Origin of the sequence: Rothia sp. HMSC061D12, from assembly GCF_001836735.1 — a bacterium.
Classification (GTDB): Bacteria; Actinomycetota; Actinomycetes; order Actinomycetales; family Micrococcaceae; genus Rothia.
The window spans coordinates 354,969-370,831 of record NZ_KV830305.1; the positions used below are offsets into that span (position 1 = coordinate 354,969).

Sequence of the window (15,863 nt, forward strand, 5' to 3'; positions counted from 1 at the left end):
GCGCTGGGTGAAGGCCCGCCCGGGGTGTGAACGTAGCACCCCGCCTCGTAATGGCGCTTAACAAACGTGTCATAATTGAAGGAAACCGTCATCATTACGAGCGCGCTATCTTCGCGCGCCCTCAACCAGTAGAGTGGAAACCGTGAGTAATAACCATCTGCGCCTATTCACCAGCGAGTCGGTGACTGAAGGCCACCCCGATAAGATTTGTGACCAGATTTCTGACGCCATCCTTGACGGCATCATCGCCCAGGATCCCGCAGCGAACGTTGCTGTGGAGACCATGGTGACCACCGGTCAGGTGCATGTTGCTGGTGAGGTGACCACCTCCAGCTACGTCGAAATCCCCTCCATCGTGCGCGAGACCATTCTGGGTATCGGCTACGATTCCTCTACCCGCGGCTTCGACGGCGAGTTCTGCGGTGTGTCTGTCTCCATTGGTGAGCAGTCCCCGGACATTAACGCTGGCGTGTACGAGTCCCTCGAGGTTCGTCAGGGTATTGCTGCTGACGAGTACGACCGCCAGGGTGCGGGCGACCAGGGCATCATGTTCGGTTACGCTTCGAACGAGACGAACGTGCTGATGCCCGCTCCGATTTGGCTGGCGCACCGCCTCTCTGAGCGTCTGACCAAGGTCCGTAAGGACGGCCTGCTGACCGAGCTACGCCCCGACGGCAAGACTCAGGTGACCCTCGGGTACGATTCGAACAACGTGCCTGTCTCTGTGGACACCGTCGTTGTTTCGAGCCAGCACACCGCAAGCTACGACCTGGCTGACCTGCGTGCAGACATTGAGAAGCACGTTATCGCACCGGTTCTGGGCAGCGTCGAGCTGGATTCCTCCAACGCTAAGTTCATTGTGAACCCCGCTGGCCGCTTCGTTCAGGGTGGCCCCGTGGGTGACGCGGGCCTGACCGGCCGCAAGATTATTGTGGACACCTACGGCGGTTCGGCTCGTCACGGTGGTGGCGCGTTCTCCGGTAAGGACCCGTCGAAGGTGGACCGTTCCGCAGCGTACGCAATGCGTTGGGTTGCGAAGAACATTGTGGGTGCCGGTCTTGCTGACCGCGCCGAGGTTCAGGTTGCGTACGCTATCGGCCAGGCAGCGCCGGTCGGTCTGTACGTTGAAACCTTCGGCACCGAGAAGGTCGACCCGATCAAGATTGAGAAGGCTGTGCGTGAGGTCTTCGACCTGCGCCCGCTGGCAATCATTAACGAACTGGATCTGCGCCGCCCGATTTACAAGAAGACCGCAGCTCACGGCCACTTCGGTCGTACCGAGCCGGAATTCACCTGGGAGCGCCTGAACCGCGTGGATGCACTGCGTTCGGCAGTGTCCTCCTCCTAATATCTGTCAGGGTAGAGGAGCACGCTGATTCGGGTGACTCAGAGCAGTTCTGAATCGAACTTTTCGGCACCGTTGGGTGCTCAGCAGGAATCCCTGCAACAGCTTGACCTGTTGCAGGGATTTCCTGCTCTTCGTGATGCCCTGATTCCGGCTGTCCCGGAGCCGGTGAACGTTGCCGCCGAGTTGGAGGCGAGCGGCGTGCCGAACCCTGTGGCGCGTGTGCGCGTGGACAGCACCCTGCCGCAGGTGGACCGCACGTTCGATTACCGTGTGCCCGCCGAGCTGAGTGAGGATGCGGTGCCCGGCGCCCGCGTGCGTGTGCTGTTCAACGGCCACGAGCTGACCGGTTACATTGAGGAGCGCTCCGCCACCACCGATTGGACGCGCACCTCGCTGCTGCCGCTCAAGTCGGTGCTGTCGCGTGTGCCCTCTGTTGCGCCCGAAATTTTTGCGCTTGCCGAGGCGCTTGCCGACCGTTACGCCTCCACGGTGGCGAACGTGCTGCGCCTGGCGGTGCCGCCGCGTATCGCCGCGCTGGATAAGAAGTACGCGCCTCTTCTGCCGGGTTATGAGTCGGATTATTTGGGTGATTCTGCTCCGGTAAGTATTTCCGAAAACACCCCCGAGATCGCCCCGGTGAGCGCAGGGGAGAAGCCGCAGGAAAACGCCCCTGAGCCCGCGGAAACTGAGCCGGCTGCCGCCTCCGCCGCCTCCAGCGCTGCCGACCCGTACGCGTGGCTTGCCACCCCCGGCGCCCCCGCACCCTTCGTGCTGGACCCGCCCGCACTGAACCCGGATGCGCCGGATGCCACCTCCGTCTTCTCCGACTACGAGAACGGTGCGGAGTTCATTGAGGATGTTGCCGCCGGCGCCGCGACCCGCGCCGTGATGACGGTTCTTCCCGGCCACCTGGAGCACACGTGGGCGGATGTTTTGGCGACCGCGCTCGCTACGGCTGCCGCGAGTGGTCGCGGTGCTATTGCGGTGGTTCCGACCGCTAAGAACCTGGATCTTCTGGAGGCGGCGCTCGCCGAGCGTCTGCCCGCTGACGCGTTTGTGCGTTTGAGTTCTGATTCGACTCCGCATACTCGCTATCACGGTTTTGTGAAGGCGCGTTTGGGTCGGGTTCCGGTGGTGATTGGTACCCGTGCTGCCGCGTATGCGCCGGTGGCTAACCTGGGTCTGGTGGTGTGCTGGGATGACGGCGATTCTTCGCTGTTGGAGCAGCGCGCCCCGTATTGTCATGCGCGTGATGTGTTGCTTTTGCGTGCTTCGGCTGAGAATACTGCGGCGCTGTTTGCCGGGTTCAGCATGAGTAGTGAGGCGGCGCGTCTGGTGCGTACCCGCTGGGCGTCTCATGTGCGTGCGCCGCGTGCGCTGGTGCGTGATTATTCGCCGCGTATTTTTTCGACGGGTTCAGAGTTTGAGTTGGCGCGTGACCCGTTGGCGGCGATGGCGCGTATTCCGCACCTGGCGTTTGAGCATGCTCGTCGTGCGTTGGCGCGTGGTCCTGTGTTGGTGCAGGTGGCGCGTAGCGGTTATATTCCGTCGTTTTCGTGTGAACGTTGCCGCATGCCGGCGCGTTGTGGCGAGTGTAGTGGGCCTTTGTCGGTGGCTTCGGGTTCATCGGTTCCGTCGTGTTCGTGGTGCGGTCATTTGGCGCAGCAGTGGCGTTGTTCTGAGTGTGGTTTTACGCATTGGCGTTATTCGGCGGCGGGTGCGACTCGTACTGCTGAGGAGCTGGGTCGTGCGTTCCCGAATGTTCCGGTGATTTCTTCGGCGGGTGACCATGTGCGGGCGTCGGTTGGTCCTGAGCCTGCGTTGGTGGTGGCGACTCCGGGTGCTGAGCCGGTGGCTTTTGGCGGTTATGCGGCGGCGCTTCTTCTGGATGCCGATAAGATGCTTCGTTTTGATTCGTTGCGTGCCCCGGAGGCGGCGTTGCGTCGCTGGTTGAATGCTGCGGCGTTGGTTCGTCCGGCGGCTCTTGAGGGTACGGTGGTGACGACTGCTTCGCCGTCGCCGGTGGAGCAGGCGCTGGTGCGTTGGGATCCGGCGTGGTTTGCTCGTCAGGAGCTGGAGGAGCGCGCGCAGACGGGTCTGCCTCCGGCGGTTCGTACGGCTGCGGTGACCGGTGCGGAGGCGGATGTTCGCGCCTTCATGGAGGAGTTCTTGGGTTCTTCTGCGTTGCTGGAGCGGGTGCGTGAGCAGTTGCGTATTGTGGGTCCGGTTCCTCTGGATCAGGGGTATTTTGCCTGGTCGGAGTCTCTTGAGGAGGATTCTGAGGAGGCGCCGGTTCAGGGCGATTGGCGTACCCTGATGTTTTTCTCGTATGGCATTGCGCAGCAGGTGACCCGTGAGTTGCGTGCTACGCGTGCAACGATTGCGGCGTTGAAGAAGAACGTGGGGGAGCGTCCGGTTCAGATTCGCTGTGACGGCTTGGACGTGCTGTGATTTTCTAGTCGTGCTGTAGTGTTCTAGTGAGGGGCGGTTTTTGCCCCGGGTTGGGCGTTGAGCACGCGGGTTTGTGGGCGCGTTGTGTGCAGAGGCGAGGAGGTGAGAGGCGTGTCGAAGGTGCCTCATCTGCTGAAGGGTAGTGCGCTGCCTGACGGTGAGCAGCGGCGGCTGGCTGAGTATGCTTCTGCGCATCCGAAGAGTGCCCTGCACCGCAAGGGCCAGCACCATGATGCGGCGGTGCTGCTGCTGGTTCACGGTATCGGCTACCAGAATCACGGCGAGACGCTCGCGTATTTTGGCAAGCCGGTGGCGCATAGTGTGCAGACTCTGCTGGCGCTGAACACGGATTCTGCCGCGCTCTCGGAAGGGAACCCCGCCGCGGAGGTTTCTGGACGGGTTCGTGTTGAGGTGATTCCTGACGGCGATACCCTCCCGTCTGCCGCTGAGGTGAACCCGCTGAGCCACCACAGCGAGTTGACGTATTCGTTGACGATTAAGCGCACGGAGTACCCTGCCGACCCGGTTGACGAAAGCCCGCAGGTTGAAGAGAACTCCGTGCAGGAAGAACCCGCCGAAGCCTCCGAGCCCAAAGAATCTACAAGAATCAGTCTGCCGAAAGTTGAACTTCCGAAGGTTGAGTTGCCCAAAGTGGAGTTACCCAAGGTGGACCTGCCTAAAGTGGAGCTCCCTAAGATTGAGCTTCCCAAGATAGAACTCCCGAATATCGAGCTGCCGAACCTTGAGCTTCCGCGCCTGCCTCAGCCGAAGCCGCGCCCGGTTCGCACGGTCACTCGCCGCAGCCTCCTTTTTCAGGAGGGCTTCTGGCGGCCCAGACATTACCGCCCATTGAAGGAGCATTTGCCCTGGTTGGCGTCGGTTTTGCCGCTGTTTTTGATGTTCTGCTTCTACTATGAGCGCCCCGGCGCGACCTGGCGTGAGCGTGCCGGGCACCTGCTGCGTTCTACTGCTCGATTCGTGAACGTGGCGCTGTGGCTGGTGCTGGCGGCTATGGCGCTCATGACTTTCCGTGATGCTTTTGTGGCGTCTCTGGGTACTCCGCAGGGTGCATTTACGGGTCTGGCGGCGGCGCTCGGCCTGGGTATTGTGGGCTGGGTTTTGGCTCGTCGTGCCCGTGAGCTGTGGGCACTGGTGAAGGCTATTCCGACGCAGCTGATTCAGACGGCGACCAGCCCGGAGTCGCGCGATTTGGAGCGTATTTATGCGCGTCTGGATCGTCAGCTGGACGATTTGAGTTCCCGTAGCGATGCGGTGGGCATTATTGCCCATTCGCAGGGTGGGTATTTGAGCTATGAGTTGCTGCGTCGTCGTGCGGCGGCGGGTAAGAAGCCGATTCGTTTCTTCTACGGTCTGGGTAGTGGCGTGGTCCCGATTAGCATTATCGCTAGTGACCGCAACGACATTCCGGGGCACCTGGATGCTGCGGGCGGCTACCGTAACCGCGCCATGCTGCTGTGGGTGAGCGCGGTCGCGGCGTTCTCCTGGCTGGTGGAGGCGTCCCTGCTGTTTGGTCCGTACCGTTCGCTGCTGCACTATACGATGCTGATGCCCCTGGCGTTGAGCGTGGTGCCGCTGGTTGCGAGCGTGCCGGGTGCCTTCAAGGGCAGGGCGCGTATTGGCCGCAAGAGTGCACGGGAAAGCGCCTCCGCAACTACCTCCGCAAACACCCCGGCGGATGTGCGCCTGGTGAACCCGTACGGCACGCGCGCCTACGTGAAGTGGCTGATTCCGCTGCTCTTCGTGCACGGCGTTTTCATGCTGTACGCGGTGTTCATGCTACTGCTGGCTCAGTTGCGTGTTGAGGGCGTGGTCCCTGAGCTGACCGCCGCCTCCGTGGCGTTTTGGGGCGCGCTGATTCTGGTGCTCATGATGTCGGTGCGTAGCGCCTGCCACCTGTATGTGCGCGCCTACGCGCCGATGCTGCAGGATCTTGATGTGGCTGACCGGTGTGAGATTTCCGCTCGTGGTGACAGTATTGGCAGGTCGAATATTACTCAGCCCGCCGATGTAGACGTCAGCTTTGTGACTCTACCGGGCCCGTCGGTGAATAGTCACATGCAGTATTTTGATGCGTGTTCGCCGGTGCCGTTGATGCTTGCGCACCGCTTGGTGCCGCATATGATGCCGGCGGGTGAGCAGGCGCAGAAGGCGGAGGCTTTCACCGATATCGGTGCGGAACTGAACCGCGGTTTTGCGCGTGTGAAGAAGTGGATGCGCACCATGCATTACGGGCTGTATGCGGTGCTTCTGCTGATGCTGTCGGTGCTGCTGAATGTGGCGTCGCCGGTGAGTCTGTCCGCGTTGACTGGGCTTGATGCGTCGCGCCTGCATTCGGAGGGTTTTGACCGTCTGGTGGCGGATGCTCAGCAGCTGCGCGAGCAGGCGGGTTCTTCGGATCTGCTGCTGTGGATTCTGGTCGGCATTTTTGTGGTGGAGGCGCTGCTGATGATGGTGCTTTCGCCCTGGACTCAGAGGCGTTTGCAGCGTGCGTTCATGATGCGCAAGGTGGACCGTACGGGTCAGCTGAGCGAGTTCAATCCTTTGCCGATGGTGACGGCTCTTCTGGGTCTGGACGGTGAGGATGAAGACGCTGAGGATACAGAGGAACATAACCCCGCAGGGGAGAAAAAGCAGGAGAGTAAAGCAGGGCAGAGCGCTGTAGTTTAGGGCGCTTAGGCGGTGCCGTGGAAGGGTATCCCAGAATTTTTATGCATTCGTGTGCACCTAAGATTTGCTGGGGTTTGGCTGATTCTAATTGGCGTAGTCTCCGTATCCGCGGTAATATATTCAGCACTGCGGATACTATTTCGGTGCTTGTCGAGGTGGTGTTGGCAGTATCTATCACTCAACTTCGCGTACGCCTCACAACCGTGCGCACCAACGAAAGATGAATACTGGTGACTCAGACTATGATCGCCCCCGCATACGAACCTGCATGCGGCGGGTCTGCTTCTGTACACAATTACGGCGTCATGCACCCGGACCCCGTGTTGCTTTCCGACATGACCAGCGCAGAACGAGGAGCTGTTTACCGCTACTTGGCGCGCTTCGCTGAGCTGGATGACGCAAAGATTTTCTACGCGTACGGTCACGCTTACGAGCTGGCTCGTAAGGATGCTGAACGCGGTCTCTACGCAACTATGGCGTAGCCTGCATAATTAGCTTTGGAAATGCTGCTGCACTCTTTGTGGGTGCGGCAGCATTTCTGCTTTTCGGGCTGGCTTTCACGCTGGCTTTCGGGCAGGTTTCAGTTCGGTTGGAGACTCGGCGGTCCCATGCCGCTATGATGCCCCTGATTTCTTCCTGACAACCGGGGACGTGTCCACTATGGGGGCGTTCCCTGATGGTTCTTGAACATTGATTAGCTCTTGGGTAGTTTAGAGGTATCACAACCACTACTGCGAAGAGACTTCCGATGATCTCCGTAGGTTCTTTTCGCGGTGTTGCCTCCGGTAGCGTCTGCATTGTTGCGGCGCTCCACCAAGAAACGCCCTAAGGAAAGGTACTCACCGATGAGTTTCACCAATATCACCTCTGATTACGAGCCCGAGTTCGGCAATTCGGCACCGAGCCGCGACAACGGTATTACTCACCCGGATCCTGTTCTGCTGTCCTCGATGACGAAGGCTCAGCGTGGCGCGGTGTGCCGTTACCTGGCTCGTTTTGCTGAGCTGGATGACGCAAAGATTTTCTACGCGTATGGTCACGCGGATGAGCTGGCTGCGAAGGAGTCGGCACGCGGCGCGTACGTGTAAGGTTTCCTGCTCCGGTGTGATGCGGTGAGGCTGCGCCTTCCGGATGCGCCCTCAGGGTGCCCGAGCTCTGCGAGGGGCGGGTTCCCTGCGTAGGCGCGGAGGAAGTGCGTAGCGAACCGCCACTGTAAACCCTTACCGCAAGTCGCATACGCCGCCCAGGCGACCATGAATTGAATACGAGAATGCCGCCGCACCCTCCTGAGAACCGGGGGAGTGCGGCGGCATTTCTGTATCTAGCGCCATAATTTAGCGCCGCGCTGTATAGCGCTACGCAAGCCCTAAAGACCGCGCACGACCTCCAACAGCTTGAGCGCCGAGTCGCGCCAGGAGTAGCGGCGCACATCCGACAGGCCGTCAATGATCACGCGCTCGCGAACGGCGGTGTCCTCCAGGGATCGGATAGCCTTCACCCAATCGGCGGCGTGCGCCTCCGGGGCACCGTCAACCGGCGCGAACACGGCGTGCGGCGCGATCTCACGGAAAATCGGGATGTCACTAATCACCGCGGGGCAACCGGCAGCCTGCGACTCAACCACGGGCAGGCCGTAACCCTCCTCGCGGGAGGCAGTCACCAGGGCGTGCGCCTGGCGGAGCAGCTGCTGGTACTCCTCGTCGCTCACGCCGTTGTGCACCTCCACGTTCTCACCGATGAGGCGTTCGTCGGTGAGCTGCACCAGGCGCTGCGGCGGCATCTTCGACAGCAGGTGCAGGCGGTAATCCGGCAGGGAGCGCATCGCCAGCAGCAGGGTTTCTACGTTCTTGTACGGCATGAACGAACCCATGTACACCAGGTGCTTGACGGGCTGCTCTTCGCGGGTGGTGGCGCGTTCCAGCGCGGTCTGGCGGGAGACGACGCTGCCGGGCTGCGGGGCGTTGGGCACCACGAACAGCGGCTTGGTGGTCAGCTCGTGCTCACGAATCAGCGAGGCGGTTGACTCAGAAACCGTCACGACCGCGTCGCCGTGATTGAGCAGAAAACGCTGCGGAGTGTAGGTTTTGTGGAAGAGCCTCCAGCCCACACGCACCGGTGCGGGCAGGAACCCGGGCGGGGTCGGGTGCGAGTAGTAGATCAGGTCGTGCAGGGTGAGGATCAGCTTGAACTTGCGTCCGGTGGAGCCGATGGTCTGCATGGGGGAGAACACCACATCCGGCGCATACTTATTCAGCTGCAGTGAGGCGGTCGGTTCGAGTGGGCCGGTGGGCGAGCAGATTTTCACGTGCGGCAGGTCGGGTAGCATGTCCAGCTGACGCTCATCGCTAATGATCATGGTGAGGTCGAGGTCGGCGGCGGCCTCGTCGCCGGTGTCGATGAGGGTTTTGAGCGCGTCCAGTAGGGAGGCGGTGTAGCGGCTGATGCCGTCGTGGAAGCCGATACGGGTGTATCGGGCGTCAACCATGAGTTTCATGTTGGTTCCTTACTTCTCGTTCCCTGAGTGGCCGGCGGCGAAATCGGCGATGAGTTCCGCGGCGCGGCGAGGGGTTTCGTAGTGGATGAGGTGCCCGACTTCGGGGATCATGTCCAGGCGCTCGCGGGCGCCGGTCGTAGAAGCGGGCAAGTTGCGGGAGGTGAGCGTCGCGTACATGGCGCGAGCCGTTTCGGGGGTGCCCAGGTCGTCGTCTTCGGCGACGAGCATCTGCACCGGCACCCGGATGGCGGCGGCGTATTCGGCGGCGGTGTGCGTAATGGACGCTTCGTAGGCGCTGAGCACTCCGCGGCGGGAGCCGAAGGAGCCGAAGTAGGCGGCGTGCTGGCCGTTGATGAAGCGGCGCATCGCTTTGTCTTTGGTGCGCATCATGACTTCGCTGGAGGCGCGGGTAATCAGCTGCGAACGCAGCAGCGGGTAGCCGATTTTTTCGGGCAGTGCCGCGCCGGCACGGTAGTAGAGGGAAGCGAGGCGCGAGGCGATGCGCTGGCTACCTTCAAGGGCGGGTTCGCTGATGGGGTTGATAAGCGAGAGCAGCGCGAGCGAGTTCGGGTGTGCGGCGGCGAAGGCGCTGGTGACGATGGAGCCGAAGGAGTGGCCGACCACGTGCAGCGGCAGGCTCTGTGCATTCTCGCGGGCGGGGTTGATGTGTTCCACAAAGTCACGCAGCCACGCCACGTACGCGTTGATGTTGTCTTCGCCCTGAGTGGTTTCATCCTGGGTGTTTTCGGGCAGGTCTGCGGAGCGGCCGAAACCGGGCAAGTCGGGGCTGATGATGCTGACGTTCGGGATGAGCTTCAGCAGGTAGTTCGCGATGATTTCGAGGCCGTGGTGGTCGCCGCGGAAGCCGTGCACGAGTAGCACGGGGTAGGAGTCCTCGGGAAAGACACCGTCGTTCATGCCTTTGCCGTACTGCCAGTAGCGGGTCATGACCGCCTGCGCGCCGTCACCGATGAGGGCGTCGTGGCGGGGGCCGGGAATGAGCGGGCCGGGTACACCCTCAAGAATTGAGGTGTTGGGGGAGTCCGGGGTAACGGTGGAGGTCATGGGTACCTTTCGCGGGTTGGGTACTGGGACGGCAAAGTCCCGTTCTTAATTCTAGGGGAGAAGCCTGAAAGGGCTCTGAAACCCGCTTCCCGCATCGACAACCGGACGGGTGGTGCCGTCCATTTGGTAGTCGGGGCGGCCTCAACTCTGGCGCGGTGCGGGTTTCGCGTTACACTTGGAGGGTTAAGTTTTTATCAACCTGTCTTTATTTAAGGAATCGCTGTGTCTGCTCAGGTAGAGACCGAACGCAACGAAAATGCGTACGACTTCCGCGCTATGGAAGCCAAGTGGCGCCCCTACTGGGACGAAACGAAGGTTTTCCAGCCCACCGGTGACGCCCCCAAGGGCCGCAAGTATGTGCTGGATATGTTCCCGTACCCCTCCGGTGACCTTCACATGGGTCACGCGGAGGCATTCGCTATTGGTGACATGAACGCCCGCTACTTCAAGCAGTGCGGCTACGATGTTCTGCACCCGATTGGCTGGGACTCCTTCGGTCTGCCCGCTGAGAACGCAGCCATTAAGAACGACACTCACCCCAAGGAGTGGACGTACAAGAACATTGACACTCAGGCTGAGTCCTTCAAGCGTTACGCTATTGCCGCTGACTGGAGCCGCCGCCTGCACACCTCGGATCCCGAGTACTACAAGTGGACTCAGTGGCTGTTCGAGCAGTTCTACAAGAAGGGCCTGGCGTACCGTAAGGACTCCATGGTCAACTGGTGCCCCAAGGACCAGACCGTGCTCGCGAACGAGCAGGTTGTGAACGGTGCGTGTGAGCGTTGCGGTACTACCGTGACTAAGAAGTCCCTGAACCAGTGGTACTTCAAGATCACCGACTACGCACAGCAGCTGTTGGATGATATGGAGCAGCTGGAGGGCAAGTGGCCCGACCGTGTGCTGCTCATGCAGCGCAACTGGATTGGTCGCTCTGAGGGCGCTGAGGTGCGCTTCGAGATTGAGGCGACCGAGGATCAGTCCGCTGAGTCCTTCACCGTGTTCACCACCCGCCCGGACACCCTGTACGGCGCAACCTTCATCGTGGTTGCTGCGGATGCGGCGTTCGCCGAGCAGATCGTGGCACCCGAGCACAAGGCTGCCCTGGAGCAGTACCGCGAAGACATTAAGGCACTGAGCGATATTGACCGCCAGTCCTCCGACCGCGAGAAGACCGGCGTGTTCACCGGCCGCTACGCGATTAACCCGCTGACCGGCGCAAAGCTGCCTGTCTGGGCTTCTGACTACGTGCTCGCCGATTACGGTACCGGCGCGATTATGGCTGTGCCCGCGCACGACCAGCGCGACCTCGAGTTCGCCCTGAAGTTCGACCTGCCCATCGTGAAGGTCCTGGACGTTGAGGGTGCTGAGGACCCGGCTACCAGCGGTGTTGCCGCAGCTGGTGACGGCGTGCTCATCAACTCCGGTGAGCTGACCGGCCTGCCGAAGGCTGAGGCAATTGCTAAGGCTATTGAGCTGGTTGAGGCTGCCGGCACCGGTGAGGGTAAGGTCATTTACCGTCTGCGTGACTGGCTGCTGTCCCGCCAGCGTTTCTGGGGTACCCCCATCCCCGTGATTCACTGTGAGGATTGTGGCGAGGTTCTGGTCCCCGAGGATCAGCTGCCGGTGCTGTTGCCCGATAACCTGCGCGGTGAGCAGCTGGCTCCTAAGGGCCAGTCGCCCCTGGCTGCCGCCGATGACTGGGCTATCGTGCCTTGCCCGAAGTGTGGCAAGCAGGCTCGTCGCGACTCGGACACCATGGACACCTTCGTGGATTCCTCCTGGTACTTCCTGCGTTACGTTTCCCCGAACTACGACAAGGCTCCTTTCGACCCGCAGGCTATGAGCGAGTGGGGTGCCGTCGACATGTACGTGGGCGGCGTGGAGCACGCAATTCTGCACCTGCTGTACGCGCGCTTCTTCACCAAGGTTGTTCGCGACCTGGGTCTGATCAAGCACGATGAGCCGTTCAAGGCGCTCATGAACCAGGGTCAGGTGCTCAACGGCGGCAAGGCAATGTCCAAGTCGCTGGGTAACGGCGTGAACCTGGGCGAGCAGCTCGACAAGTTCGGTGTGGACGCTATCCGCACCACCATGATTTTCGCGTCCCCGCCCGAGGATGACGTGGACTGGGCGGATGTTTCCCCGGCTGGTTCGCAGAAGTTCCTGGCTCGCGCATGGCGTGTGGCTCAGGACGTCACCAGCGAACCCGGCGTGGATGCAACCGCCGGTGACCTGGAGCTGCAGAAGCTGATTGCACGCACCGTGCACGAGGTTCAGGGCCTGCTGGATAACGGCAAGTTCAACGTGGTTGTTGCTAAGACCATGGAGCTTGTGAACGCTACCCGTAAGGCTATTGACTCCGGTGCTGGCGCGGCTGACCCGGCTGTCCGTAAGGCTGCTGAGACCATCGCGATTCTGCTGTCTCTGTACGCACCGTACACCGCTGAGGATATGTGGCACGCTCTCGGTCACGACACCCCGGTTCTGACCGCGGGCTTCCCCGAGGTTGACCCGGCTCTGCTGGTGGATGACACCGTCACCGCTATCGTGCAGATTAAGGGCAAGGTCAAGGCTCGCCTGGAGGTTGCGAAGGACATCTCCGAGCAGGAGCTTCAGGAGCTGGCTCTGGCGGATGCCGCTGTTCAGCGTTCGATTGGTGACGCCGAGATCCGCAAGGTGATCGTGCGTGCGCCTAAGCTCGTGAACATCGTGATCTAAGCTTCTTAGATAAAGAAGTTTCTTAGATAAAGTACAAGCCCCGCTGTGGCTTCGGTTCGTTTCATGGAACGTGCCGGAGGCGCGGCGGGGCTTTGCTGTACTGCAGTAGTGATGAGTGCCATAATGTTCAGGGAACGCTAGGAGAGGGTTTGTCGTCGAATCATGCACTGACGAACCGGAAGAAGGGTCGGAATATGGAGCGAGAGAACAAAGCAGAGAACCGCATTGCCGTGGTTACCGATAGCGCCGCAGCCCTCGACCCGGAGCTGGTTCAGCGTCTGAGCGCTCGCGGTAATTTTGCGCTGGTTCCAATGCCGGTGACTATTCGCACGCCGGGCGCGCCGGACCGTCAGCTGCAGGATTTGACCGCCGCCGAGGTGGACGAGGCGATTATGCTCGCGCACGTGATGGGTCAGACCGTGAGCACTTCCGGGCCCGCGCCGGGTGTGTTCGCTGATGTGTATGACGAGTTGGCGTCGCGCGGTTTTACGCACGTGGTGTCTGTGCACCTGTCCGGTGAGCTTTCGGGCACGGTGGAGGCGGCGCGCACCGGTGCCCGCCTGAGCCGCCTGGGTTCCGAGGGTGTGAGCGTGGTGGATAGCCGCACGGTCGCGGGCGCCTACGGTCACGCGGTGGTGCGTGCCCTGGAGGTGCTGAACTCTGCATCCTCTGATTTTGTTCCGAGCCCTGACTGCCCGAGCTCTGACTATCCGACTGCGGTGCAGCTGGTGGACTACATTCAGTCCGTCTGCGAGCAGTCTACGCTCTACTTCTACATCCCGACCCTGGATGCGCTGCGCCGCGGCGGTCGTGTTTCTCCGGCGTTGGCGATGGTGGGGCAGATGTTCCAGATTAAGCCGATTGGCACGATCACCGAGGGCAAGCTGGCGTATGTGGAGCGTCCCCGCACGGCGGCGCGCGCCCTGGAACGCCTGGTGGAGGTGACGGTGCAGACCTGCCGTGAGCATCGGCATGCGGCGGCGCTCAACTCTGCCTCCGCAAGCTCTACCGCCGCCGACCCCGCTAATTCTTCTCTTACTGCGACCCCGCGCGGTGAGGTGGTTGCGGTACATCATGTGGGCAATGCGGCGCAGGCGGTGCAGCTGTACGAGCAGGTTCAGCAGATGCTGGGGGAGAGCTCCCTAGTTCATGAAGCCGCCGTTTCTTCGGCGCCGGAGTTTTTGGTGAGTGCGTTGCCGCCGGTGCTGTCGGCTCATTCAGGGTTGGGCGCTGTGGCGCTGGTTGTTTATTAGGATCGTGTACTAACCGCTCATTCGGGGCGCTCGTGTTGCATCTCCCAGTACCGCGCCGCGGGCGACACGGAATGCGACACGAAAACTGCGCACCGGGGGTGTTTTTAACCCGTTTTTGGGCTGTGGTGTGTCTTACGTTGGGGTCGTCTGTTTTCGCGTGAGAATTTGCACTGCCCGTGAGTTCGAGGGGCCTCTTTGAAAGCCATTCGCAAGTGAAAGGGTATTTTTTACCCTCACATTTTGCCTTGATATGGCGCGGTTTTCGACAAATGTGCGTTTCATGTGTGTTTATGTTGCCATGACCGTATCGCAACATTTTCTAAGGGTGAACACAACGCAAACCAACAGAAAACAACGGGTTTTTGCCGGTTTTTATGGCATAACTCACAAAAATTTCTTGATGGAACACACCAAAACACACACAAACTAAGGTAGGATTGTTACCAACAACGGCGGAACGCACCGGGCAACATAGAGCACGGACGAATCCGACTAAACCAGAGCCTGCAAGGCATCGGATTTGTACACCGCCACCAACGCACTGACAAGGAGATACTCCAGTGACTGTACGCGTAGCAATCAACGGCTTCGGCCGCATCGGCCGCACCTTCTTCCGCGCAGCTCAGACCGAGGGCGTCGGCTTCGAGATCGTCGCAATCAACGACCTCACCGATGTTGAGACCCTGGCACACCTGCTCAAGTACGACTCCATCATGGGTCGCTTCAACGCAGAGGTTGAGGTCAAGGAAGGCGCACTGGTTGTTGACGGCAAGGAAATCAAGATCCTCGCTGAGCGCGACCCCCAGAACCTCCCCTGGAAGGACCTGGGCGTTGACGTAGTCCTCGAGTCCACCGGTTTCTTCACCGAAGGCAGCAAGGCAAAGGCACACATCGAGGCTGGCGCTAAGAAGGTTATCCTCTCCGCTCCCGGTAAGAACATCGACGGCACCTTCGTCATGGGCGTGAACGACGACCAGTACGATGCAGCTAACCACCACATCGTCTCCAACGCATCCTGCACCACCAACTGCCTCGCTCCGATGGCTAAGGTTCTGAACGATGCATTCGGCATCAAGCAGGGTCTGATGACCACCATCCACGCATACACCGCTGACCAGCGTCTGCAGGATGCTCCCCACCGCGACCTGCGCCGTGCACGCGCAGCAGCTGTGAACATGGTCCCCACCTCCACCGGTGCAGCAGCAGCTGTTGGCCTGGTTCTGCCCGAGCTGAAGGGTAAGCTGGACGGCTTCGCAGTCCGCGTTCCCACCATCACCGGCTCCATCACCGACCTGACCTTCACCGCTGAGCGCGAGGTCACCGTTGAGGAAGTCAACGCAGCAGTCAAGGCAGCAGCTGAGGGCCCCATGAAGGGCATCATCAAGTACAACGAGGATCCCATTGTGTCCAAGGACATCGAGGGTGAGCCCATCTCCACCGTCTTCGACGCACCGCTGACCAAGGTCATCGGCGACCAGGTGAAGGTTATCGCTTGGTACGACAACGAGTACGGCTACGTTGCACGCCTCGTGATGTTCACCAACAAGGTTGTGGCATCCCTCTAAGCCCCAATAGGCTTACGACGCTCACTGAATGTAAGCGTCACCCCGCGTAACTAACGCATAGTGAACCCCGGCACCACCGCATTAAGCGGGGGAGTCGGGGTTTGCTGTACCAAGACTCTTTTGTAAGGGTCTTGAATAAACCTCTTAAAAATGTATAAACATACTGTTTTCCGTCGCTCTTTTTGAGTCAAAAATACCGTAAGAAAATAGGTTTTATGGAGTGCGAATATCCGCGATATTCTGCGGAAAAACACCATATAAAAGCTATTTACTAGGCTGTC

Annotated in this window: 10 protein-coding genes; 8 read left to right on the plus strand and 2 right to left on the minus strand. The window is 60.5% G+C overall.

The window, feature by feature from the left end:
• Positions 1–142 precede the first annotated feature (142 nt).
• The 5 genes from metK (at position 143) to HMPREF2682_RS01380 (ending at position 7,575) form a co-directional block, all read left to right on the plus strand.
• Positions 143–1,348 carry a methionine adenosyltransferase gene (gene metK, locus HMPREF2682_RS01360; RefSeq protein ID WP_005506182.1) on the plus strand — a complete coding sequence of 402 codons (1,206 nt, stop codon included), beginning with the start codon at positions 143–145 and terminating at the stop codon, positions 1,346–1,348.
• 33 nt (positions 1,349–1,381) lie between these two features.
• Positions 1,382–3,799: a primosomal protein N' family DNA-binding protein gene (locus tag HMPREF2682_RS01365; protein ID WP_070830715.1), complete on the plus strand. Its 2,418-nt coding sequence runs from the start codon at positions 1,382–1,384 to the stop codon at positions 3,797–3,799.
• Between the two features lie 111 nt (positions 3,800–3,910).
• The gene (locus tag HMPREF2682_RS01370) at positions 3,911–6,487 is read left to right on the plus strand and encodes an aconitase (RefSeq protein WP_246827232.1); all 2,577 of its coding nucleotides are present in this window, start codon (positions 3,911–3,913) and stop codon (positions 6,485–6,487) included.
• A gap of 230 nt (positions 6,488–6,717) precedes the next feature.
• Positions 6,718–6,969, plus strand: a complete 252-nt coding sequence (locus HMPREF2682_RS01375; RefSeq protein ID WP_049327135.1) for a hypothetical protein — start codon at positions 6,718–6,720, stop codon at positions 6,967–6,969.
• Positions 6,970–7,332: 363 nt separating this feature from the next.
• A complete protein-coding gene (locus HMPREF2682_RS01380) occupies positions 7,333–7,575 on the plus strand; it encodes a hypothetical protein (RefSeq protein ID WP_005506175.1) in 243 nt (80 codons plus the stop codon).
• A gap of 278 nt (positions 7,576–7,853) precedes the next feature.
• Here the strand turns inward: HMPREF2682_RS01380 and HMPREF2682_RS01385 are convergent, their stop codons facing one another.
• A complete protein-coding gene (locus HMPREF2682_RS01385) occupies positions 7,854–8,981 on the minus strand; it encodes a glycosyltransferase family 4 protein (protein ID WP_070830717.1) in 1,128 nt (375 codons plus the stop codon).
• A gap of 9 nt (positions 8,982–8,990) precedes the next feature.
• The gene (locus HMPREF2682_RS01390; RefSeq protein WP_070830719.1) at positions 8,991–10,046 is read right to left on the minus strand and encodes an alpha/beta fold hydrolase; all 1,056 of its coding nucleotides are present in this window, start codon (positions 10,044–10,046) and stop codon (positions 8,991–8,993) included.
• Between the two features lie 276 nt (positions 10,047–10,322).
• Between HMPREF2682_RS01390 and leuS the strand changes: the two genes are divergently transcribed.
• The 3 genes from leuS (at position 10,323) to gap (ending at position 15,582) form a co-directional block, all read left to right on the plus strand.
• Positions 10,323–12,764, plus strand: a complete 2,442-nt coding sequence (gene leuS, locus HMPREF2682_RS01395) for a leucine--tRNA ligase (RefSeq protein WP_210400855.1) — start codon at positions 10,323–10,325, stop codon at positions 12,762–12,764.
• Between the two features lie 194 nt (positions 12,765–12,958).
• Positions 12,959–14,017 (plus strand): DegV family protein, encoded by a 1,059-nt coding sequence (locus HMPREF2682_RS01400; protein ID WP_070830723.1) that lies wholly within the window; start codon positions 12,959–12,961, stop codon positions 14,015–14,017.
• Between the two features lie 560 nt (positions 14,018–14,577).
• Positions 14,578–15,582 (plus strand): type I glyceraldehyde-3-phosphate dehydrogenase, encoded by a 1,005-nt coding sequence (gap, locus tag HMPREF2682_RS01405; protein ID WP_005506148.1) that lies wholly within the window; start codon positions 14,578–14,580, stop codon positions 15,580–15,582.
• Positions 15,583–15,863 lie beyond the last annotated feature (281 nt).

Excerpts from the sequence above, each read along its gene's own strand:
- HMPREF2682_RS01380 (WP_005506175.1), top strand. The coding sequence starts at position 7,333 with ATGAGTTTCACCAATATCACCTCTGATTACGAGCCCGAGTTCGGCAAT.
- HMPREF2682_RS01385 (WP_070830717.1), bottom strand. The coding sequence starts at position 8,981 with ATGAAACTCATGGTTGACGCCCGATACACCCGTATCGGCTTCCACGAC.
- HMPREF2682_RS01390 (WP_070830719.1), bottom strand. The coding sequence starts at position 10,046 with ATGACCTCCACCGTTACCCCGGACTCCCCCAACACCTCAATTCTTGAG.
- leuS (WP_210400855.1), top strand. The coding sequence starts at position 10,323 with ATGGAAGCCAAGTGGCGCCCCTACTGGGACGAAACGAAGGTTTTCCAG.
- HMPREF2682_RS01400 (WP_070830723.1), top strand. The coding sequence starts at position 12,959 with ATGGAGCGAGAGAACAAAGCAGAGAACCGCATTGCCGTGGTTACCGAT.